The organism is Endozoicomonas arenosclerae, assembly GCF_001562015.1.
In the GTDB taxonomy this organism is placed as follows: Bacteria; Pseudomonadota; Gammaproteobacteria; order Pseudomonadales; family Endozoicomonadaceae; genus Endozoicomonas_A; species Endozoicomonas_A arenosclerae.
The window spans coordinates 19,410-41,460 of sequence record NZ_LASA01000106.1; the positions used below are offsets into that span (position 1 = coordinate 19,410).

The window sequence follows — 22,051 nt, forward strand, 5'->3', positions numbered from 1 at the left end:
CAGCCGTAATGACAGAACTCAATCCAAACACGCCAGTACTCGTAGGTATTGGCATTATTGAACAACGTATGGATGACCCTTCCAAGGCGAAAGAAGCCTGGCAGCTGATGGCGGACTCTGTATCCGCTGCAGCCTCTGATGCCCAGGCTGAAAGCCTGCTGAAGGACATCGACAAAATCTATGTGCCTCAGAGCCTGTGGCCATACACCGATCCCGCTCGACTGATTGCCGATGAAGTCGGTGCCAGCAAAGCCAAAACGGTTTTGGCTCAAATCGGAATTCTCCAGCAAACCTTGATGGGTGATGCCTGCGAAGCCATCCATAAGGGCGACATTGATGTTGCTGTAGTCACCGGTGGAGATGCCAAGTATCGTGAACTGATCGCCCGTTTTGGCAACATCGAGCTCACGGACACCCAGCAGACTGATAAGCCGGATGAAGTTCTGGAGCCTGAAGCTGAACTCTGGCTGGAGGAAGAAACCGGAGCTGGTCTGGGCATGCCTGTTGGTTACTACGCCATGATCGAAAGTGCTTTTCGTCACAGTCAGGGGCTTAGCATTGATGAGCATCGGGACAAGATTGCGGCCATGTACAGTCGCTTCAGTGACATTGCCGCCGACAACCCCTATGCCTGGAAACCCAAGCATGTAGATGCTGATTTTATTCGCAATCCGTCGGATAAAAACAAGATGCTGGCTTTCCCTTACACGAAACTGCACAACACATCCTGGAACGTAGACCAGGCGGGTGCATTGCTGTTCTGTTCCGTAGCCAAGGCTGAAGCCCTGGGTATCCCTAAAGAGAAATGGGTATTCCCTCTGGCCAGTACCGAATCAAACTCCATGACCTGTGTGTCCCAACGACCAGAACTGCACAGGTTGCCAGGTGCAGAGCTCTGTGGTCAGAAAGCGTTGGAAGTAGCAGGCATTCAGTCTAAAGATGTAGCCTTTCTGGATCTGTACAGCTGCTTCCCGGTGGCAGTTGAAACCTATGCCAATGAGTTAGGTGTCTCTCTGGATCGTGACCTGACTGTAACCGGTGGAATGCCCTTCGCTGGCGGCCCCCTCAATAACTATGCCATACAGTCAACCTGTCGCATGATTGAGTTACTGAGGAACAACCCTCAAGAATATGGTCTGGTATCTTCAGTGTCTGGAATGCTGACCAAGCAGGCCTATGGCCTATGGTCCTGTCAGCCAGGCAGCAGCGAATTCGCCAATATTGACGTCACCGAGCAAGTGAAGGAGCGTACGCCACCCGTTGAGCTGGATAACAGCTACGAAGGTGAAGGGGTTATTGCTGGTTATACCGTTATGTACCAAGGGGAAGATCAAACCCGCGCAATTGCCATTATCGATCAGCCTTCCGGCAAACGTTCAGTCTGTTTCAGTGATTCCACAGCGTTGATGGCACAGATGGAGCAGGAAGAGTTCTGCGGTAAAACCGTATCGATCGAAAAAAATCAGTTCTCTCTCTAAACCCAATCAGGCCTGCAGATCTTTGCAGGCCTTTTCCATGAATGCTCCCTGAACAAAAACAATATATCCAAAAATCACTCTGATTCTCATCTAGGTTTTCTTTCACCCAAGCATGAGAGTTTTAACAATGATTTCTATGGTTCGTTCTTCCCTCTGCTTCTCGGCACTGAGTGTTTCAGCCTTATTGATGGCTGATTGTGATGTCCCTCTTGGCAAATACACAGCCAACTGGATCGGCCACACGGATGCCTACAGCGCAAAAAAACTGAGTTCTGCAACGACCGAATTAGTTATCAGAGAAACGGAGAGTGGAGATAACCTGATTTTTGACTGGTTTCTGAAACTGGAGCCCAATGATGACAAGCAGGAAATTTATGATCTCGGCAATAACGGCACCGTTACCTGCGACGGCAATGACTTGACCCTTGAAATATCGACTTTCAGAGACGAAGCATACAATCAGGCCAGCTGGCTGACTTTCTGGATGTATAACATCAAAGATATTTTTCTTAAGAAAGAAGGCACTAAAAAAAGTACGCCATTGACGTTTAGCTACGAGACATCCACCAAAGAGTTAACCAGTACCACCCTGGAAGCCACCTTTGACTTTTATCACAGAGCCAAGTCACGCCATATCTATCTGAAACAAAAGCCAGAACAACCTTTTGTTCTGACTAAACGAAAATAGCCTTTGTCAAAAGCGTTTATTCCTTGATCAAGTCATTCAGACAATCAACATCAGCTTGAATATTTTCATCTTCAACAGAAAGCGATATCAGTCTGTGGAGGTTAGCCTGAATGACTTCAGCAGCTCCGCAATCTTTATTCAGAGCTGTCAGCTGGCTTTGAAAATGCTTCCCAAAAGCAACCGGATGTCCGGTTCTTTCTTGATAGTGTGGCTGAACAATTCTGTCACTGGCAGCATGACCAGCCACCTTCAAAATGGTTTCAATTGATATGTATGGCATATCTGCCAGAGCAATGAGCCAGGCTGACCAATCGCGCCTCTGTTTTACTCCAAAGGCAATGGAGCTGCCCAACCCCTCTCCGGCATTCTGGTGAATGAGATAAGTCACTTTGTGCCTGGCCAACAACTGGTGAAGCTCATGATCCTCCGGTTTGACGATAACCAATAGAGGCAACTCACTAGCCAGTAAATAATCCAGCGTATGCAGGATCAAGGGGCGCCCATCGCTCAACCGGTGCAGAAGCTTATGGGAGCCAAACCGACTGCTCTGTCCTGCCGCCATCAGCAGTATGCCAACCTCAACCATGGACCAGCCTGAGAGATTGCTCATCGGCAGAATGGCTCACAGATTGTTTACTTCGGGCTGCAGTAACTTCTGCCATGATGGAGACCGCTATTTCCCAGGGGGTTTTGCTGCCTGTAGCAAAGCCTGCCGGCGCATGAAGCCTGCCAATCTCCGCCTCACTGACATCCAATTCCGACAGCCTCTTTCTTCTCGACTCTGACGTTTTACGAGAACCCATAGCTCCTATATAAAAGGCATGGGTTTTAAGGGCCGCCATCAGCGCCATATCATCGACTCTTGGGTCGTGAGCCAGTGTGATAATGGCCGTACGTTCATCATTAAATCGTTCTTGCACCCGCTCATCCGGAAAGCCACGATGCAACTTAACGCCATCCATTGACCAACCCTCAGTAAATGCAGGCCGAAAGTCACAGACCTCGACGGAAAAATCCAAAGCTTGGGCCAGCGTAGCTACACACCGGGTCACTTCACCACAACCCGTAAGCAACATTTGCCACTCAGGATGAAACGGATGATGGATTGCGCCTCCGTTAAATGACAACTGGTGATACTCGCTTTGATAATCCAGTGACAAAGAACCCGTATCAAGATCAATCACCCGGGTTACTTGATCTCTTCTATTTAAAGCGTCCAGTAATGCATTGATATGTTCGAGAGTAGTTTTTGATGGTCTCAAGTATTCCAGGCAGATTAGAAGAGTTCCCCCGCAGGGAAGACTGAATCGCTCTTGCTGCTCAACCGTTTCTCCAAACACTTGCAAAACAGGTGTCGTTTTATCCTGTTCTTCAGCCTGTAATTGCTCAAGAAGATACTCTTCAATACAACCACCGGAGAGAGAGCCGGAAAGACCGGCTCCGGGTGAAAAAGCCATGACTGAACCAACCGGTCTGGGTGATGAACCCCAGGTTTTCAGCACGGTACCCAGCCAGACAGCCTGTCCACTCTGAAGCCACCTTTGAGTATCCAGCAAAACCTGTTGATGGGTATTTTTCATTATTCGTTCTCTACCCCTTCCTGTTATCGAGCTCAATCATTTTCGTCCTGCTGCACAATTATGAGCCCAATTTCAGGTTCAGTTATTACCCTCAAAGAAAAGCCCAGATCAGAAATTAAAGCTCGGAATACTTTGCTAACAAAGCACTAAGAATCAAAAATCCACCACCTGAAAACAGAGAGAGATAATGAAAAATTAGCTGTCGACGAATATTTTTTGGCAATTCTTCAAAGACAGCGAGCACATTGTCACGCTCAGCTCTTTTTGGAAACAGACAATAATGTCCCCACATTGAAAGCCGGTGAGTGGCGAACATTAATCCACAGTCGTAAAAAACACCATCAACTAACTCGGATACATCCTTGTAATGTCTTCGGTAAAAATAAATAGCGTTAATTGAAAACAGAACCATCGACAACAAGAAAAGGAAGCCACAGGCTATATAGAAAATCTCAATAAAGCTCATTTTATAACTGTCTCAAATATTGGGGCTGCAATTTTATCGCCAGCAACCCATCCTCCAACTTTTGAGCCTCCATACCCTCCAACTGCCCCAGCTACTACGCTACACCACAGCAAGCTTGAACCTCCAGATGGAAGCCCAAAGACCAAGTTGCAAGCTATAAACCCTGCCAAATAACCACCAGCCATTCCCCCACCAATACTCCCCGCCACTTTAGCGGGTTCAACTACTTTCGCCCTGCTACACTCTTCCGAGCCCGGCTTCAGGGTACAGGCCTTCTGAATGTTGGCTACCCCTCCTCCTACATCCAGCGCCATAGATAGGTAACCCAGCCGGGCAAAGGTACGTGAGGTTTTAGCTAGCTGCTCATAGTTGCTGGCATAGCCTTTCAGTGAGCCGGTATTACCCTGCATTTTCCACTGGTGGACAATGGATTTCGACTTTAGACCTAGCTGTGCCTTGATACGATTGGCGGGCACATCCTGACCAAATAACTGCCGTTCCATCATACCATTGATGTTCTGGTCCAACTGGGTGAACAAAATCTTTCTCTGATTGAAAAAATGACTGCTGTTGAGATGTCCATGATTTCGGTAGGTTGTAATATACAGCTGTTCAATCCGCTTGAGGGTGTGCTCAACCATCTTGCCTTTTTGGCTAAAATAGTTATTTGCCCAGCCGTACATAGGCGCAGTAGCAGTGGTTATATTACTAAGAAAGGCATAGTGCTCGGCCAGAACTTCCCGCTCTCTCGGCGACATATTGGCCAGTTCTTTATCCACCTCCATAGCAGTCTGTTGCATAACACTCTCAGCGACTTGGCAACTGTTGGCTTTCGGTGGTGTGATAATCACCATCTGGCCAGGCAGGGCTCGCCCATTTTTCAAGTGACTGTTAATGGCTTTGAAATGTGACCGGGTCTCAGGAACCGGAGAGTGGTAAAGCGTTTGTATCAACTCGTCTATGGTGTATTCGCGATCAGCGATGAAAAAAAGAGCCTCATTAGGGAAAGAACTGCTCATTAACAACTTCCTTATCGATATTTTTTACTTTATAAATTCCCAGAGCCGCATAATGGCAAACATTGAAAATAAAAAAAAGATTCTTATTAATGCTCTCGCATACAGGCATATTAAGAGCATCCTTCTCAGAGAACTCATGATATAACTCTCTACTGACTTCAATGTGTACCTTGATGCTGTCGATATTGAGCTACAGCTTCCGACACATCAGACCATGACTGTTTATCCGGAGCAAAACGGGCTCGCAGATAACTGACTAGGCTGGTGACTTGAGCATCATTCAGGCTGTCCTTGAAGCCAGGCATCGTACCCTGACCGGGTAAATCCAGTGATTTCTGTTGCACACCGTACAGTATGGTCTGGATGACGTTATCCGGTCGGTCACTGTGAATATTGCTGTTCAAAGCCAGACTGCCACCCGCCTGGGTCCAGAAAACCGCTTCCTGATCGGTATGGCAGCCGGAACAGGAACCGCTAAAAATGCGCTGCCCCTCTTCAAGATCCGGTTGAAACGCGATGTCCGTCGATTTGATAGTCTGAGCCAGCTGTTCAGCTTGGTTGTCGTCTATTCCGGAGGGCGAAAGATAAGAGCTGACATAATGGGCAATGGCCCTGACATCCTGTTCTGGCAGTTTTCCGAGTCCGGCCACTACTGGAGCCATGGGGCCTGAAGCAACTCCGTGACGATCCGTAGAACCAGTTCTCAGGTATTCATAGAGGGACTTTTCTGTCCAGGGGACTGGAGAATGGGACAATTCATTTAACGGCGGTGCTTCCCAGCCGKCCACCATCGCTCCCCCAAAGAATTGGGCAGAAAGCTTTTCGGCTCCCAGTGGATTACGTGGAGTATGGCATGCACTGCAATGACCCAGCCCCTCTACCAGGTAAGCTCCTCTATTCCATAATGCAGACTGAGTGGGATCTTCTTTAAAGGGAGATGCGTCGTGAAACAGGGCATTCCAGCCTGCCAGCAAAGGTCTCTGGTTAAAGGGAAACGATAGTTGATTGGCAGGAGGTGTGGACTTAACCGCAGGCTGGGCCATGAGATAGGCGTACAGTGCCTGCATATCAGCATCAGTGATTTTGGCAAAGGATGTATAGGGAAAGGCCGGATAGAGTTGAGAACCATCCCGGCTAACACCCTGCCGCATGGCTCGCTCAAAGGCAGTAAACGACCAGTTACCTATGCCGGTTTGTTCATCAGGCGTGAGATTGGTGCTGTAAACCGTCCCGAAAGGTGTTTCGAACGGCCTTCCCCCGGCATTACTCGGCCCTCCATCCCAACTATGGCAGACCATGCAGTCTCCGGCTTCCGCCACCAGCCTGCCTCGCTCAATGGTTTCAGGTGAATAAAGATTGGCTGCGGGTCGTGCAACAGGTGCAATGGCTGGCTTGAATGGCCAGGCCATAGCAACCAACCCTGCTGTAGATAACACAGCAGCGCTCGCCCAGGTTTTCAAGGATCGTGCTGAGAAGTTTCGGGGAACAGGTGACTCGCCAGTGTTTATAGATTGATTCAGCTGCTGACGGATTCGATCGGCTGTAAATGGTGGCTCTCTCAGCCGGATGCCGGTAGCGTTGAAAATTGCATTGGAAACAGCCGCAACGGCAGGGTCTAGCAATCCTGGCTCATACCTTACAGCCAGAGTCTGGTTCGAAGGAGAGTCTGAATCAGGCAATATCTCTTTATCAGAACCATTAACTTTGGATTCTGATACTACTCTATCTGCAGCAGTCTGACTCTCACCCGCTTGAGCACTTGCCTGACTTTGCCCCCACTGATCATACTCCTTATTGTCCAGAAGCAGCCCTGCATCCGCCACAAAAAGACTCTCTTGCAGGGTCTGCTTTAATGCATCCTGATCGGGTGCTGATCCAGCGTCCTGCCCAATGATCAGCCGGTCAAGCGTCACCTCTCCACTTAACTGATTCAAACTGATATCCACCACCCAGGCAGAACGGGTTCCCTCTTCAACAGGTTCGTCAGCTTTATCGTTACTACGATGAGCGTATGCAAAACCTCTCCCTCTGGAGACATCCTGATAAGGTGACGGTTCCAAGCCAAAATGATTGTCGCTGGATTGCCATCCTGACTGTCGGGTCACCGAATCCATTAATACCCGTCCACGGTCATCTTTTATATGAGTCTGTCTGAACTTTATAGGATCTTTTTTCAGATTCTCTGCAAGCTCATCCATCCAGCTTTCCAGGGCAAAAGTGTTCTGGGCAATGGTTATAGAAGTCTCTTGTGCAGCAGAAGGCTCTTTTTCATCTGGCTGGGTAGCAGGTGTAACCCTGGCACTCTCAACAAAGTCATAAGGAGAAGTATTTTCGGTAAAGCTCCAGACACTGGCTTTAGCCGGATTTATCAAGAGTTGAGCTAAAACCGGTGCAATCCCTGATGATTGAATCTGCTGGTGCTCAAAGCTACTAACCTCTCCTTCCTTGATATCACCTGAAAGGCTGACGGTTTGAATAGAGCCCAGCGCTAAGCGATCTTTTTCATAACCACTGGAAATGTGTACGGCAACAGGTATGCCGCATGCTCGCGACAACAAAAGAGCATCCGCTGCGGCATCATCATGAAAGGAACGGCCAATGGATGGAGATACGATAGGGTTTTCAAGCTCTATCTGATCAGGTGATAGACCAGCAAGGCCGGCAAGTTCAGCACGCAGACGATCAGGCATTGAAGTAGCAACATAGATCCTGGCGCTTTGCGCCGATAACTGGGCCATAACCCACCCTGACCCAGAACTGGCCGGAAAACGGTGAGGCCACTGGTAGCTTCTTTTGAAATCAAAACTCCGGGACAAACTCTGCTCGCCAGAAGATTCTGTAATGTGCTGTGGAGGTGCCCATTCCAATTGCAAATGTTCAGCACCCACCAGGGCTTCTGAATAACTGTTGGCGACAATGCCAACAAAATTGCCTTGCACAACCAGCTTAATAATCCCGGGAAGATGGGCAATAGAAGATGATTCAACCGATGCAAGCCTTGAGCTGACAAACTCCGAACCTATCATTTTATAAGACGGTGGCCTGATAACTATTCCGTAGCCCAGGCTGGCACTTTGTTGATCAAATGACGCAGGTAGATCTGGCAACTGCAGGGAAGACATGGTCAGGCCTCCTGCGCTAATTCTGATGCCCGCTTCACGGCCTTGAGAATCTCTACATGGGTACCACAGCGACACAGGTTATGCTTCAGTACACGTCGAACTTTCTCGTCTGAGGGGTTGGTATCGTTATTTAGCAAAGCCCTGGTCGTCATGATCATTCCGTTGAGGCAGTAACCACACTGAGCCGCCTGCTCCTCGATGAACGCCTGTTGGACAATATCCGGATTATCTCTATCCCCCAGACCTTCCAGAGTTGTGATCTCGCAGCCGTCAAGCCGACCTACCGGCAAGACACAGGACCGGGCTGCCTGCCCATTCACCAGAACAGTACAGGCACCGCACTCTCCAAGACCACAGCCATACTTTGGCCCATTCAGGGCCAGATCATTGCGCAGAAAAAACAGCAGCGGTACTTCAGGAGCCAGCTCAATCAGAACAGACTCACCATTGACCACAGCTTTGATGGGAGCCTTGGCTGGCTTGCTCATGGCAACCTCCTTGCGGCGGTTCCTTTATTCTTGTTGTTCGTATGTGCAGTATTTATATAGTGAGTCCGGTTAATACACAACACTTGCTGGTTACCTGACTACGACTGCTCATCCAGCACAGCGGATTCAGGCGCCACCACCCGACCTGTATCCACTACGATGGAATCATCCAGATAAAGACTGCAATTTCGTAAAGGAATATCCATGTGGCAGGGCGTCTTGCGAGTGCCTCCTACCTCTGTATTGGGTCCGGTTGAGAACAGAAAGTTTCCTTCAAAAGCCCGGGCATCCATACATATGCCATCGTTTTTGTCATGAAGCCCCATAGCAGTCCATTGCGCCCTGGGTTGAAGACCCCAGCCTATGTGAGAAATCCCATAAACTTCAGGATCTTTGAAATAAGCCATGTATTCACGTAAATACTCGGCTTCAAATCCGCCGTGTATGTGACGAATAAATCCTTCATGAATTTCCAGAGTAATGGGGTCACGGGCATAGGTTTTGAACGGAAGGAGAATATCCCCCTCATTGATCACAATGGTGCCTTCTGCAGATCCTTCATTTGGCCAGGTGAACAGAAAGCCACTGGGCCAGTGATCCCAGCGGCCCGGTTCATCCGCAAAACCATATTCCGTTACCGTCGGGTATTCTCCAAGAGCCGCTTTGAAGTCTGTTCCAGCCTCTGAAACCACTCGCATTTCACCGGCTCTGGCCAATAACTGCTCGGAAGCAGACACTCTTTCTTTATCAGCCTGAGTGGGCAACATCCGCATAAGGACTTCTGGAGGCTCAACAGCCAGCAATATACGAGTACCGGTTTTCAGAATCTGCTCCTGCTCCGGAGAGTGCAGCAGCATCATGGTATCTACAATCAGGTCAGCAGCTTCCAGGGCTTTCTGGGCTGCCTTGTTTCCGGTCAGCGCCGTGTCTCCACAATAACCTGTCAGATCATTCCCAATAGCCATGGGCGCATTAAACGACGGGAGTTCAACTATATAAACCTGGGCACCCAGCCTCTGAGTAGCATCCATTGCTGCCTGAACGGTTCGCTGGTTGGAATAATGACTTTTGAGAATGGCGACACTCTGACTCTTGTCCACTTTTGAATGTTTCAAAACCTGCTCAAACATACAGGTGAGCTCAGAATTACTGACAGGCATGGTCGCTCCTTTTTATTGCCACCGTCCAGGTGATCTTTGGTTTGCCTCTGCTAAAGACCGTAAAACTATATAACGTACACACTATAAAACAAAATAAAAAATTAGTTTAAAGCCAACAAAGCAATCAAACAACACGATAAAAACTTTATTCTATTGCCAATTAAATAGTGTATGCACTATATTTATCGAACAAAAATACAGTTAAAGATAAACATAATCAGGGAATGGAGATGGCCAACAACAAGAAAACTATCGCTGTTATCGGTGCAGGTCTGGGTGGCGCAGCAGCGGCCAGGCTATTACAACAGGAAGGTTTTTGTGTCGATGTTTATGAACAGGCTCCTGCTTTCTCACGACTGGGGGCAGGCATTCATATCAGCTCCAATGCCATGTATATCTTCCGGAAGATGGGCCTGGAAGAAGCCTTATGCAAGATGGGTAACCACCCTGATTACTGGCTGAACCGCGATGGTGAGACGGGTGAATATATATCCCGTATCCCATTGGGAGAGTTTGCTGTCAAAGAGTATGGAGCGCCTTACATCACAGTGCATAGAGGTGATATGCATGCAGCCCAGATCGAATCCCTCGATCAACAAAGACTCTATTTTGGCAAGGAATTGGTGGACGTTCAGGACTCAGGTGATGATGTCTGCCTGAAGTTTGCTGATGGCACCGAAGCCAGGGCTGACATTGTTATCGGTGCTGATGGTATTAATTCCCGGATACGAGAAAAACTTCTGGGGCAGGAAGAACCTATTTATGGTGGCACCGTCGCCCATCGAGCCCTCATTGACGGCAACAAGCTGAAAAAATACGACCTGGATTTTGAAGACTGCATCAAGTGGTGGACCGATGACCGACACATGATGGTTTACCACACCCGACCTGACAAGAGTGAATACTACTATGTTACCGGTGTCCCCCATGAACCCTGGGATTTTGGTAATAATGCTTTCGTACCCAGTAACCAGGAAGAGCTCTACGAAGCGTTTGAAGGCTACCACCCTATTGTACAGGCTCTCGTAGAGTGCACTGATCATGTCACCAAATGGCCCCTTCGTTATCGCAACCCTCTGCCCATCTGGAGTGAGGGCCGCATGGTAATGCTCGGTGACGCCTGTCATCCACTCCGTCCCCACATGGCTCAAGGCGCCAACATGGCTGTTGAAGATGCCGCAATTCTGACCCGCTGTTTCCTTGCTACTGGCCTCGACGACTACCAGACCGCATTCAAGATCTACGAAGCAACTCGAAAAGATCGAGCAACCCGGGTTCAGCAGATCTCTACTGCCAACACCTGGTTCCGTACCCAGGAAGACCCAGCCTGGTGCTATGGCTACAACGTCTATGAAGAGACACTGAAAGGATAATAAAGATGAGTCACTACCTTTATGGCGCAAATGTTCAGGCTAATGGCATTCGTCAGCATTACTTGAGATACGGTGGCCAGCAGGACAAGGCACGCCCAATCCTGTTACTGGTGCCTGGCATTACCAGCCCAGCCATTACCTGGGGCTTTGTAGCCGAACGTTTGGCCGAACAATTTGATACCTATGTTCTTGACGTCAGAGGACGTGGACTGTCCTCAACCGGGCCCGATTTATCATACGACACTGACACATGCGCAGAAGACATTATTGCTTTTGCCAAAGCGCTGAATCTGGACAGCTATATCCTGGCAGGCCACTCAATGGGAGCCAGATTTGGCATCCGTGCTGCAGCCAAAGGAGCTCCCGGTTTGAAAAAGCTGGTTCTGATTGACCCACCGGTATCCGGCCCAGGACGTCGGGAATACCCCAGCAAACTCCCATGGTATGTCGATTCAATCAAAGATGCCGAAGCAGGTTGTGATATTGAAACCATGCGTGGCTATTGCGCAACCTGGACCGAAGAGCAACTGCAACTGCGTTGCGAATGGCTCCACACCTGTTTCTCACCAGCCATTATCACTTCCTTTGAAGAGTTCCACACCGTGGACATTCACCGGTACCTGCCTGAAATCGGAGTGCCAACCCTGCTCATGGTGGCAGGAAAAGGTGGCGTTATTGAGCCAGCTGATGAAGCCGAATTCAAAGAATTACTGCCGTCTATCCGAATCAGTCACGTAGAGAATGCTGGTCATATGATCCCCTGGGATGATTTTGACGGCTTCTTTGCCGGCTTCGAAGATTTCCTCGATTGCACTGTCTGAAGCTTTCCGACAGTCATTTGCAAACGAACCAAGGATATAAGAACAATGAACAAGGTATATCGAGTGGGACAGATCGTCCCCAGTTCCAACATCACCATGGAAACCGAGATTCCTGCCATGCTGACCGCCCGCCAGCAGATTCGCCCTGAGCGGTTCACTTTTCACTCCAGCCGAATGCGCATGAAAACCGTGAGCAAGGATGAACTGGCAGCTATGGATGCCGAATCCGATCGATGTGCTCTTGAACTGAGTGATGCGAACGTTGATGTTATGGGTTACGCCTGTCTGGTGGCCATTATGGCTATGGGGCTTGGCTACCATCGCGAATCAGAAACACGACTAAAACAGCGCACCATCGAAAACGATATGGAGACATCAGTGGTCACCAGCGCCGGCGCACTGGTTGAAGGTATAAAAGCCATTGGTGCCAAAAAAGTTGCTCTGGTTGCTCCCTACATGAAGCCGCTTACCGAACTGGTGGTTGAATACATCCGCAATGAAGATATCCAGGTGCTGGACTATCGCGCCCTGGAAATACCCAACAATCTGGATGTTGCCGCCCACGATCCGATGAATCTTCCGGAAATCGTTGCTTCCATGAACCTTGAAGGTGTCGATGCCATCGTCCTTTCCGCCTGTGTACAAATGCCATCCCTGCCAGCTATTCCAATGGTTGAGGCTCAGACCGGAAAACCGGTGTTAAGTGCTGCAGTAGCCACCACTTACCAGATGCTCAAAGCCCTGGACCTTGAGCCTGTCGCGCCTGCAGCCGGAGCATTGCTCTCTGGAGCTTATTGATATGGCTGACAGCGCATCATCAAACTATGAAGGCGTATGGGGGAACCGTATTGGTTTTGGCAAGAGTGCTGCCCTGATACTGGTGGACTTTATGGAAGCCTATACCACACCGGGTGCGCCCTTATATGCACCCGATGTCGTAGAAGCGGTAAGCCGTGCCGGAAAAATTCTTGAATCAGCCCGCCTGGCGGGCGCAAGAATCATTCATACCAATATCCGTTACCAACCCGATACGTTTCAGGATGGCGGCATTTGGGTAAAGAAAGCACCGGTTATGAAGGATATGGTGGAAGGCAACCCGCTGGCTGAATTCTGTCAGGAGGTCATGCCTTTAACTTCTGAGCTGGTGATCAGCAAGCAATATCCCAGTTCATTTTTTGGCACCTCACTGGCCACGACACTTCATAGTCAGGCTATCGATACCATTGTTTTGATGGGTTGTTCCACCAGTGGCTGTATCAGGGCTACGGCTGTTGATGGCGTCCAGCATGGATTCAGAGTGATGGTACTCAGGGATTGTGTGGGGGATCGTCACAGGGATCCCCATGATGCCAACCTGTTTGATATCGACAGCAAATATGGGGATGTGATCAGCAGTAAGGAATACCTGTCCTACCTGCAAGAATAAGATAGTCGTTTATAAGAAGAAGATTATTCTTCAATAATCTTCTTAAGCAGATAGGTCAGCGCGACCTGTTCACTGGGATTAAGCTTTTCCACAGTGATGTCGCTGATCTCTTTGGCAATTGGGACCATTTCGTCCAGTAGCATCATACCTTCACGGGTTGCCCGGACAATCACCTTGCGCTGATCCCTGGGGTCGGAAACCAGCTCTATCAGGCCCCGCTTTTTCAGGCGACTGACGATCCCCCTGATGGTAGCCTGGTCTATGGCTGTGATCTGAACCAGATCGGTCAGGGAACTGTTGTCGTTATCGGCTATGACACAAAGTGCAGAAAACTGGATCGGTGTCAGTTGCTCGTCGACACTATGCTGTTGAAAAATAGCGGTATTGCGCTGATGAGCCTTACGAATCAGAAACCCTACCTGATCCTTGAGGGAGTAGCCCTGTTCGGAAGGTGTTTTTATAGTCGTCACAGTAGCGGTCTGCCTGTTGTCAGCAGTTACGATAAATAAAGTACTCACTGCTTTAGTTGAAGAAAAAGCCTTATTTAAAGCCATTTCCTGATACTATTAGCAGTGCTCACACTAAAAAACCAATAATAGCAAAGTGCTCTTCTCTATGTCAGTCTTTCCTAACACCCTGCCATCACGGGAACAGCTTTTAAACGACAAAGGAATCTTAACGGTCTTCCGTAAGCCTGTCGCTCCGCCCAAGCCAGCACCGGGACAGCCCGGTAATCATACCGATTATATAGCCAGTAAGCCCGAACTGTTCATCGTTGTACTTGAGGATAATCAGATACTGGCTTTCAATGGCCATGTTGATCTGGGCACCGGCATTCGCACTTCTCTGGCCCAGATTGTGGCCGAAGAACTGGATGTCGAGCCAGCCAGAATCCGCATGATTCTAGGCGACCCTGAAGACACCCCAAATCAGGGACCTACTATAGCCAGTGCCACCATACAGATCAGCTCACAACCCTTGCAGCGTGCTGCAGCTCAGGCCAGACACTTTCTGCTGGAACTTGCCGCCGGACATTTAAAGATAAATACAGAACAGCTGACGATCAACAATGGCATGATCCACCCTCATGACAAACCTGAGCAGTCCGTTTCTTTTGGTGAACTGATCTCCAGCCAACGCTTTGATCTGCAGCTAGATGAGCAAACACCGGTAAAGTCAGCTGAGCAGCATCGTTACACAGGTAAATCCAGTCCAAGAGTCGACATACCCAACAAGGCAACGGGACAGTTGACGTTTGTCCACGACCTCCGTCTGCCAGACATGCTCCATGGACGTGTCGTGCGTCCACCCTATACCGGAAGAGATCAGGGTGATTATGTTGGCAACAGTCTGATCCGGGTTGATGAAGCGTCCATAGCTCATATCCCCGGCATCGTTAAAATAGTCGTAAAGGGCGACTTTGTGGGCATCATTGCCAAGCGGGAAGAACAGGCAGAGCAAGCAGCCAGAACACTGAAGGTAGATTGGAAGCCAGTACCTGAGCTGGCTGAAATGGAAAATCTCGAACAGATTTTAAGGAACATTCCAGCAAAAACTCGATCACTCAAGGTAACCGGAAACATTGAAAATGCCTTGGAACAATCCACAGAGCATTTGCAAAGAAGCTATCTGTGGTCGTACAACATGCATGCTTCTATCGGACCGTCCTGTTCTGTGGCCAAAATGGAGGCAGACCAAATCAAACTCTGGAGTGGCACCCAGAACCCTCACTCATTGCGCACTGACATTTCCAGATTAACGGGACTGACTGAAGACTGTATTGAAATCATCCGTATGGAAGCCAGTGGCTGCTATGGCCGCAACTGCGCTGACGATGTCGGAGCGGACGCCGTACTTATGGCACAGGCCGTAGACCAACCGGTCAGAGTGCAGCTGACCCGAGCCCAGGAGCACGGCTGGGAACCTAAGGGAACAGCCCAGATTATCGATATTGAAGGCGCTATTGATCAGCAAGGCAACGCCTCTGCTTACCGGTTTAAAACCCGCTACCCTTCCAACGATGCACCCAATCTTGCCTTGCTGCTTACAGGAACAATACCCGCTGACCCCAAGGTATTTGAAATGGGTGACAGAACCTCTGTTCCCCCATACAGCTACACCGATCTGGATATCAGCTGTGATGATGCAGCGCCTGTTGTACGATCCTCCTGGCTGCGAGGCGTCTCAGCACTCCCCAACAATTTCGCCCACGAAAGCTTTATCGATGAGTTAGCCTGTCTGGCTGGTGAAGACCCAGTATCCTTTCGGCTGCGCCATCTTGGAGACGATGTCCGAGCCCAGAATTTGATACGACACACAGCTGATAAAGCGGACTGGGGACAACATAAGTCAGAAGCTCAAAAAGAAGATGGCTGGCTATACGGCCATGGCTTTGCCTATGGACACTACGTTCACAGTCGTTTTCCCGGGTTTGGGGCTGCCCGGGCGGCCTGGTGTGTTTCTCTTAAAGTTCGACCTGATACCGGCGAGATACAAGTCATCAAGGTGACTGTTGGTCAGGATGCTGGCCGAATGATCAATCCTGACGGAGTGAAACATCAGGTTCATGGCAACATTATTCAATCCCTGAGCAGAACACTCAAAGAACGGGTTACATTTGATCAGCAGGGCGTAGCCAGTCTGGAATGGGGTGGCTACCCCATTCTCAACTTCACTGAGCTACCCGAAATAGAGCTGGCATTGATGGATCTACCGGAGGAGCCGCCTCTGGGAGTGGGTGAATCCACCTCACTGCCCTGTGCGCCGGCTATAGCCAATGCTCTTTTTAATGCTACCGGTGTTCGGTTTCTTCAGGCTCCGTTTACTCCAGGCTGTGTTCGTAATATATTGAAAACTGATCAATCCATATTTTGAAAGCATGTAGATCTTGAAAGTTATAAATATAACCAAAAAATGTACTGATCACCAAGCTTAAGCTGTAGTACATACCTTGAGAGAATCTCTCTACTACCGTAATTCTACATAAAGTCAATATCACAAGTTAAATCATTAACTTTCTTAAAAAGATTTTATCTCAATCACCCCGTCAAAACATCTAACTTTATAAATGTTCAGATACTAGAAGCTCCCACAGAAGATTAATATCACCTTTATTCTTTTATAATCAAATTACTCCTTGAGACTAAGACTGTAAGAAACAGAATTACAATAATAAAAGCAATGATAAAAATAATATTTATATCATCTCTTCTCAGATAGAAAGAAAAAATCAAAAAAGAACTCAGTGCAGCACTTAATCCTACCCAGATTTTGACAGATACCTTTTTCTTACAACTTCCACATGAAAAACTTTTAAGAAAGAGAACAGATAGGCTAATGCTTTCACCACAATTCGGACACTTAAGGAACATCATATCACCCTAAAAATCTTACCTAATCTGACCTTGAATGAAAACTGTACCGACTGCAACAATCAAACTAAACAGAAGCATCAGATTGACCTAAAAATAGCAACATCCAAATAGATAACATCACTACTAAATATCGAAATTAACAATTTTCATCCCTCCAAAGTCTCATACACACTACCTCTTTTCCATACCTTATTTCACTTTAATTCTATTCTGAGAATAATTTGATCGTAAAAAATCCCCAATAAACATCCCTGCTCCAAAAACAACACTAACTATTACCTTTACTACCACACCAGAAAGCCAACTACTTGTAAAGTCAAATGAATAATATGAAAGAAATGATGATACAAGCAAACCAAAAAATAATAGAACTTTAAATCTAGCAGGTATTTCTTTGTAAATTACGGACTCAGATGGGTTACGCTCATTGTAATGCACACTTATATTATCTCCTTTTGAAAATCTCAACTTCGAATAGGGCTGAAAAAAAGTTCTTCCGGAGAACATAAAAAAGTCTCCAAGAAATACAATATTGGACTTAAATATTTTCCCTTCCACAGTATAACTATACTCATACTCTGCCTTGGTCATCTTGAGATATTCAGGCACTTCAAATTTATCAAAAAGACTATCATATTCACCACTATAGTTCTGATAGAAAGATTTTATCCTTCCATCACAAAGCTTCCATGCATGTGCTTTGTATTTATAAAAAATGATAAAAACAAAAACGAGAACAAAGTATACAAATGTTATTGATGAGGCATAAAACAGTCCCATACTCAACTCCTCAACAATATGATATAAGCCAACGTTTATAAAAGCCTATAAGGTGGAAGCCTGCAACTGAAGAAAGAAGAGAAAGAGGGAAGGCCACCAAAGTCAAAAGGAAAAACATTACAATAACCGCACTAATAAATGCGGTCATAGCCAATGCACGAGCAATAGGGTCTTCACAACTTGAGGCAATCTGAATCGCCCCAATCGTAGTCCAGGCCACTGTAAAGAAAGGTGCAACTGGGTTTGGACTAACACCCAGCAACCCTGCTTTATAGGTAAATGCCCACCCTAACCACATTAAAATATATTGAACTCCTTCTAGCAAGCCACCATTATCGCCGGAAGCTATTTTATATGCTCCAGAACCACTTGAAGGATCAATAATTAAATACCCAGCATTCCATCCATTTCCAGATAATAAAGGTTCGCCATGAGCAGTAACTATCTTTCCCGCTTTAACTGAGTTACGAATATCAGACTCTACTTGAGCACTGAGATTAATAGACTCTAGTGCAGCATCAATATTATCTGAATTGATTGACCATATTCTCTGTCCTTGAGATGCAGCTATTGATAGAGCTTTGATCGCACTCATACTTGAAACTTTAGCTCCAGTAATAGTAAACATACTCTCTGGTATAAGGTGCTCCATTACTGACGCTCTAATACCAATGCCTCTAGTATAATTACGTTGCCTGATTAAATCATTATTAGTATCAACTGTTTGACTTGCCAAACGATCAACATCTATTCCCAAACCAGAAAACCTCACTGACTTTGGTATGCCAAAAAAGTAGCTAGACTCAAGACGTGTACCAAATACCCCATAACTAGGAAGCCTGTAGTTAATAATATTTAAGTTATTGGCTTGAACTTGATCTTGAATGTTATTCATAGCTAGGTAGGCAAAAATTGGAGAATATAACAAGTCTCCTTGAACATCCTCCCCTGACAAGGCAGATATTAGGGCAGTATCACCACTTTCTATAACATCATGCGTCTTTTTTAGTTTATTCTTTAGCTTCTCAGCACCTCTGGTACTATTTCCCTGCAAATCCAACCCAATAGCCCGATACTCACCTGCTATCGGTTTGTTATTCGCCTGTGTCCACCTATGGGTCGGTGAGTAAAGTCCCAGAGTACTATATAACTCAGTACCCATTTTCCCTGCCCCAGCGGTAAGTTCTACCTCACCATCCAGCGTAAATTCTGCAGTCATGTCGATCAGATAACCAGGAAGGGTAGCTGGCAATTGAGATGGATCAATAGGGCTGCCATCGTCGTTTGGCTTGGGAAGATATCTCTCGATAATAGCTTCATCTTCTTCCGTGCTGGGACGGAATGATAACGCCAGCTTCTTGCCTGCCACTGTCACGGTTGGCTGTTCAAATGTAAACAGGGTAGCACCAGGCTGGCCGCTAATCTGGGTTTGCAGCTGGTATTTAAATTTATGTCTTAACTTATCAGGAACTTCTATAAACCGCTCGCTGGTGACCAGTACCTGATAAGGTAAACCCGCTGAAAGAGGCGCCGATGATTTTACCTTGACTTCCTGAAGGCCCAAAACCTCACCTACTGTCGCATCAGGGTTCTGGTTTTCAATGTAGTCCTGTAGCTTCTGTTGGTAGTCTTCTAACTGTTGCTCAATATCAGCCTGGGGCAGGTTTTGGACAAAGCCCAGCTCTTCGTCAATGGTAGCTTTGTCTTTTATTTCATCAATCAGCGCTTGGGCGTCAAACGGTACCTGTTCCTGCAGGTCCATGCCATCGGTGAATTCGTACTGCTTAAAGCTGGCATCCATGGGAATCCAGTTATCACCTTCGCGGTTCTTCACACCTCGGCTGGGTTCAAAATCTACCCAGGCTTCTACCCAGGTGTGTTCCATTCGAATCTGGGTTACCTTTCCTCCATAGATGAGTCCGGTATTGGGTATCCCCCCCTGTCCCATCAGGTTCTGGGCGGCAGCCGGAACTTCTACTCCTCCGACCCAATTCATTACCTTCTCCACCGGCACCTCTACTGTGCCGTAGGCATAGCGCGCGGGTATATTGGAAGCACGCAGCAGTCCGATTAACAAACTGGCTGTATCAGTAGCATTACCTCGCCGTGTATCCAGAGTCATGGCTGCGCCCTGGATTGAACCGTAACTGGGGATAAAGCGGATATTATTGTGAACCCATGAATAGATTTCTGTTGGATTGTGATTCAGTTCGGCTGCCAGTGAACGCATTTCATCTGAAATAGTAATATCAGGTGTTTCCTGCAGGTATGTGTCAGCAGGCTGGTCATTTCTTTGCGCGAACAGTGCATTGGTTGCGGAAGACGGCAAGGGGCCACTATTAGCCACCATAACTCCTTTCAGTGGATCAAGTCCAAGCACACTTTGCAGGTCAAAGTTAGTCACCTTGGGTTCTCGTACTTCACTATCCGGGGTGCCAAAGGGCAGTTTATTCGGGTCAAAGGGGGCATGGCTTTTCTGGAACTGTTGCTGATTCAGGAAGCGGCCAAGCTCTTCCCAGACAGACTGTAATTCGGCATTATTAGTGGTTCCTTCCAGCTGCTGATAGTAACCGGTAAACTCGCTGTATTGCTCTTTGAACTGCTCCATAGCCTCCCGATGACGCTCCATGGCAATAGCCGGCAGATCACGTTTTTTTAGTTCAACTTCCAGGTTTTGCCATTCAGACCATGCCTCCGTATAGGCTTGGTCAATTCCTGAATAGAGTTCAGTCAGTTGTCCTCTATCCGATGAAGAAAGAAATTTATCCCCCAATCCAATCACCTGGGTAAAGGAGGCAAATAAGCCTTGATTCGAGTTCTCCTTGTAGCGAATACCGGGCTCATCGTCGGCTACCCACTCTTTCAGCTTATGCAGCCTGTGTGCCAGCTTCTTCTCAGGAGTGTCCTCCATCATATCGGTCAGTCGTCGTTCATACTCTGCCTCTTTCTCAATATTGTCCGCTACCGCCTTACCTGTGGGGGATAGGAAGAAAACAAAGACAAACAATGAAGAAAGAAAAAGTGATAGACCTTTCCCCAACACTCCTTGACGAAATGACTCCATAAACTGAACAGACATCCTTTATTCCCTATTCCCTGTGTAATTCTTATCGCATGGGTTCCCATACTTGGGCCCTCAGGGCCTGATGCATGGAAACCAAGGTCTCATTCTTCATCAATTGATCTTGCGACCAACGTCTATTAACACATCCTGTAAACCAGCCCGGATTTCCTGACTGTCGTTGCTTTTGTCCATTAACAACAGGCTGGTGCTCATTAATAACGCTTCATAGGCCCAGCGAAGATTATGCTCAAGCAGGCACTGGCGAATAAATTCCAGTTTCTTCAGCAGGAAGTAGTAGCGAGTCCCCTTCCAGTTTTCATGGGAGAGCTCACGAACCCTTTCAATTAAATCATCCAGTTTGGCAATTTCCCTTTCCGCTCGCACTTCAAGCGTGAACGTTTCATGATTCCGCCATTGTCCTGGTTTTCCCGACTGGATCTGGGCAGAGATCTTCCCAGATTCGTTATAAAGTGGAGCTTGCACCTGAATATACTTATGTAACTGCTGTCCTTCATCAATATTGAACTCGTAAGTCCAACCTTCAGCTTCCTTGATCATCCCGGCATCATCCAACATCGCCAGTCCATCCAGTTGCAGCAGGGTTCTCCCTGGGGTTTCTATTGCCAGGTTTTCGATGGAAAGCTGAACAGACTGTGGCTGGCCTGCAATGAGCTTCAGCGCTGACCTATCTGGTCTAATCCGATCAAGTGCCTGGCTGAGTAACTGGTAGTAAAGGCTATCCTGGCCACCCGCTGTAGCCTGGAGTAGTCCATCAAACCCTGCGAATACCGCTTTTCCTTTACCATACTGATTCAGAGTGACCGCCGGTTTCTTGAGAGATAACAGGTCACAATAGGAGCGTCCGTAATACCATCCTTTGAACGCCCCCCAACCATCAGGTTCCGAACTCATACGGAAGCTACCTTTACCCCACCAGTGCCAGCGACGCAGATGCTCGGGTACACAGGCCATAGACCTCGGGTTTTCCCAGTACCACCGAATCCAGTCGTCATCCAGAACATCCATGCCCGACCGGTCGTGTAATTGGCGTACTCGTTCATGCCAGACTTTCTGGCTTTCCTCTCCATACCATTTGTGATCCTGGTCATCCATAGAGTTTTTCAATACAAACTCAGCCAATACCTGGGCGGTACGAGGGTAGATAGCAACAGCATAGTCACCCGATATAGGGTAAGCCGACTCACCCTCCAG

18 protein-coding genes are annotated in these 22,051 nt (G+C 47.7%); 7 read left to right on the forward strand and 11 right to left on the reverse strand.

Features of this window, described 5'->3' with window-relative positions; all coding sequences use genetic code 11:
* The first annotated feature begins 8 nt into the window (after positions 1 to 8).
* A complete protein-coding gene (locus tag WG89_RS16935; protein ID WP_062268269.1) occupies positions 9 to 1,478 on the forward strand; it encodes a hypothetical protein in 1,470 nt (489 codons plus the stop codon).
* Between the two features lie 127 nt (positions 1,479 to 1,605).
* A complete protein-coding gene (locus tag WG89_RS16940) occupies positions 1,606 to 2,166 on the forward strand; it encodes a hypothetical protein (RefSeq protein ID WP_062268270.1) in 561 nt (186 codons plus the stop codon).
* A 16-nt stretch (positions 2,167 to 2,182) separates the two neighbouring features.
* Here the strand turns inward: WG89_RS16940 and WG89_RS16945 are convergent, their stop codons facing one another.
* From WG89_RS16945 to WG89_RS16975, 7 genes are all read right to left on the reverse strand, one after another.
* A complete protein-coding gene (locus WG89_RS16945; RefSeq protein ID WP_079253882.1) occupies positions 2,183 to 2,776 on the reverse strand; it encodes a nucleotidyltransferase family protein in 594 nt (197 codons plus the stop codon).
* Entirely contained in the window at positions 2,745 to 3,746 is a 1,002-nt protein-coding gene (locus tag WG89_RS16950; RefSeq protein WP_062268275.1) for an XdhC family protein, read from the reverse strand. Before WG89_RS16950 ends, WG89_RS16945 begins: the two co-directional genes overlap by 32 nt.
* Positions 3,747 to 3,861: 115 nt before the next feature.
* Entirely contained in the window at positions 3,862 to 4,212 is a 351-nt protein-coding gene (locus WG89_RS16955) for a hypothetical protein (RefSeq protein ID WP_062268277.1), read from the reverse strand.
* Positions 4,209 to 5,231 carry a hypothetical protein gene (locus WG89_RS16960; RefSeq protein WP_062268279.1) on the reverse strand — a complete coding sequence of 341 codons (1,023 nt, stop codon included), beginning with the start codon at positions 5,229 to 5,231 and terminating at the stop codon, positions 4,209 to 4,211. The genes WG89_RS16955 and WG89_RS16960 overlap by 4 nt, the downstream gene beginning before the upstream one ends.
* A 158-nt stretch (positions 5,232 to 5,389) precedes the next feature.
* Positions 5,390 to 8,353: a c-type cytochrome gene (locus tag WG89_RS16965; protein WP_062268280.1), complete on the reverse strand. Its 2,964-nt coding sequence runs from the start codon at positions 8,351 to 8,353 to the stop codon at positions 5,390 to 5,392.
* Positions 8,354 to 8,355: 2 nt separating this feature from the next.
* The gene (locus tag WG89_RS16970; RefSeq protein WP_062268282.1) at positions 8,356 to 8,841 is read right to left on the reverse strand and encodes a (2Fe-2S)-binding protein; all 486 of its coding nucleotides are present in this window, start codon (positions 8,839 to 8,841) and stop codon (positions 8,356 to 8,358) included.
* Between the two features lie 98 nt (positions 8,842 to 8,939).
* A complete protein-coding gene (locus tag WG89_RS16975) occupies positions 8,940 to 10,001 on the reverse strand; it encodes a 2,5-dihydroxypyridine 5,6-dioxygenase NicX family protein (RefSeq protein WP_062268284.1) in 1,062 nt (353 codons plus the stop codon).
* Between the two features lie 230 nt (positions 10,002 to 10,231).
* Here WG89_RS16975 and WG89_RS16980 point away from each other — a divergent pair, with 230 nt between their 5' ends.
* The 4 genes from WG89_RS16980 to WG89_RS16995 are packed head-to-tail and all read left to right on the forward strand — an operon-like array spanning position 10,232 to position 13,621.
* Positions 10,232 to 11,374 (forward strand): FAD-dependent monooxygenase, encoded by a 1,143-nt coding sequence (locus tag WG89_RS16980; protein ID WP_062268285.1) that lies wholly within the window; start codon positions 10,232 to 10,234, stop codon positions 11,372 to 11,374.
* A gap of 5 nt (positions 11,375 to 11,379) precedes the next feature.
* Positions 11,380 to 12,195, forward strand: coding sequence for an alpha/beta fold hydrolase (locus WG89_RS16985; RefSeq protein WP_062268287.1), 816 nt, complete (start codon positions 11,380 to 11,382; stop codon positions 12,193 to 12,195).
* Positions 12,196 to 12,240: 45 nt separating this feature from the next.
* Positions 12,241 to 12,993, forward strand: coding sequence for a maleate cis-trans isomerase family protein (locus WG89_RS16990; RefSeq protein WP_062268289.1), 753 nt, complete (start codon positions 12,241 to 12,243; stop codon positions 12,991 to 12,993).
* Position 12,994: 1 nt separating this feature from the next.
* On the forward strand, positions 12,995 to 13,621 hold the full coding sequence (locus WG89_RS16995; RefSeq protein WP_062268291.1) for an N-carbamoylsarcosine amidohydrolase: 627 nt from the start codon (positions 12,995 to 12,997) through the stop codon (positions 13,619 to 13,621).
* Positions 13,622 to 13,644: 23 nt separating this feature from the next.
* Here the strand turns inward: WG89_RS16995 and WG89_RS17000 are convergent, their stop codons facing one another.
* Complete coding sequence (locus WG89_RS17000) at positions 13,645 to 14,091, reverse strand: MarR family winged helix-turn-helix transcriptional regulator (RefSeq protein ID WP_062268303.1); 447 nt, start codon at positions 14,089 to 14,091, stop codon at positions 13,645 to 13,647.
* 145 nt (positions 14,092 to 14,236) lie between these two features.
* On the opposite strand from WG89_RS17000, the gene WG89_RS17005 reads away from it, so the two are divergent.
* On the forward strand, positions 14,237 to 16,495 hold the full coding sequence (locus WG89_RS17005) for a xanthine dehydrogenase family protein molybdopterin-binding subunit (RefSeq protein ID WP_062268293.1): 2,259 nt from the start codon (positions 14,237 to 14,239) through the stop codon (positions 16,493 to 16,495).
* Positions 16,496 to 17,184: 689 nt separating this feature from the next.
* On the opposite strand, the gene WG89_RS17010 is transcribed toward WG89_RS17005, so the two are convergent.
* The 3 genes from WG89_RS17010 to WG89_RS31230 form a co-directional block, all read right to left on the reverse strand.
* On the reverse strand, positions 17,185 to 17,775 hold the full coding sequence (locus tag WG89_RS17010) for a DUF3592 domain-containing protein (RefSeq protein WP_062268296.1): 591 nt from the start codon (positions 17,773 to 17,775) through the stop codon (positions 17,185 to 17,187).
* Between the two features lie 10 nt (positions 17,776 to 17,785).
* Entirely contained in the window at positions 17,786 to 20,854 is a 3,069-nt protein-coding gene (locus WG89_RS17015) for a transglutaminase-like domain-containing protein (protein ID WP_062268299.1), read from the reverse strand.
* 96 nt (positions 20,855 to 20,950) lie between these two features.
* A partial coding sequence (locus WG89_RS31230) for a hypothetical protein (protein WP_172806836.1) occupies positions 20,951 to 22,051 on the reverse strand: 1,101 nt, incomplete at its 5' end.

Coding starts and splice junctions, on each gene's coding strand:
- WG89_RS16935 (WP_062268269.1), top strand. CDS start 9: ATGACAGAACTCAATCCAAACACGCCAGTACTCGTAGGTATTGGCATT.
- WG89_RS16940 (WP_062268270.1), top strand. CDS start 1,606: ATGATTTCTATGGTTCGTTCTTCCCTCTGCTTCTCGGCACTGAGTGTT.
- WG89_RS16945 (WP_079253882.1), bottom strand. CDS start 2,776: ATGAGCAATCTCTCAGGCTGGTCCATGGTTGAGGTTGGCATACTGCTG.
- WG89_RS16950 (WP_062268275.1), bottom strand. CDS start 3,746: ATGAAAAATACCCATCAACAGGTTTTGCTGGATACTCAAAGGTGGCTT.
- WG89_RS16955 (WP_062268277.1), bottom strand. CDS start 4,212: ATGAGCTTTATTGAGATTTTCTATATAGCCTGTGGCTTCCTTTTCTTG.
- WG89_RS16960 (WP_062268279.1), bottom strand. CDS start 5,231: ATGAGCAGTTCTTTCCCTAATGAGGCTCTTTTTTTCATCGCTGATCGC.
- WG89_RS16970 (WP_062268282.1), bottom strand. CDS start 8,841: ATGAGCAAGCCAGCCAAGGCTCCCATCAAAGCTGTGGTCAATGGTGAG.
- WG89_RS16975 (WP_062268284.1), bottom strand. CDS start 10,001: ATGCCTGTCAGTAATTCTGAGCTCACCTGTATGTTTGAGCAGGTTTTG.
- WG89_RS16980 (WP_062268285.1), top strand. CDS start 10,232: ATGGCCAACAACAAGAAAACTATCGCTGTTATCGGTGCAGGTCTGGGT.
- WG89_RS16985 (WP_062268287.1), top strand. CDS start 11,380: ATGAGTCACTACCTTTATGGCGCAAATGTTCAGGCTAATGGCATTCGT.
- WG89_RS16990 (WP_062268289.1), top strand. CDS start 12,241: ATGAACAAGGTATATCGAGTGGGACAGATCGTCCCCAGTTCCAACATC.
- WG89_RS16995 (WP_062268291.1), top strand. CDS start 12,995: ATGGCTGACAGCGCATCATCAAACTATGAAGGCGTATGGGGGAACCGT.
- WG89_RS17005 (WP_062268293.1), top strand. CDS start 14,237: ATGTCAGTCTTTCCTAACACCCTGCCATCACGGGAACAGCTTTTAAAC.
- WG89_RS17010 (WP_062268296.1), bottom strand. CDS start 17,775: ATGGGACTGTTTTATGCCTCATCAATAACATTTGTATACTTTGTTCTC.
- WG89_RS17015 (WP_062268299.1), bottom strand. CDS start 20,854: ATGTCTGTTCAGTTTATGGAGTCATTTCGTCAAGGAGTGTTGGGGAAA.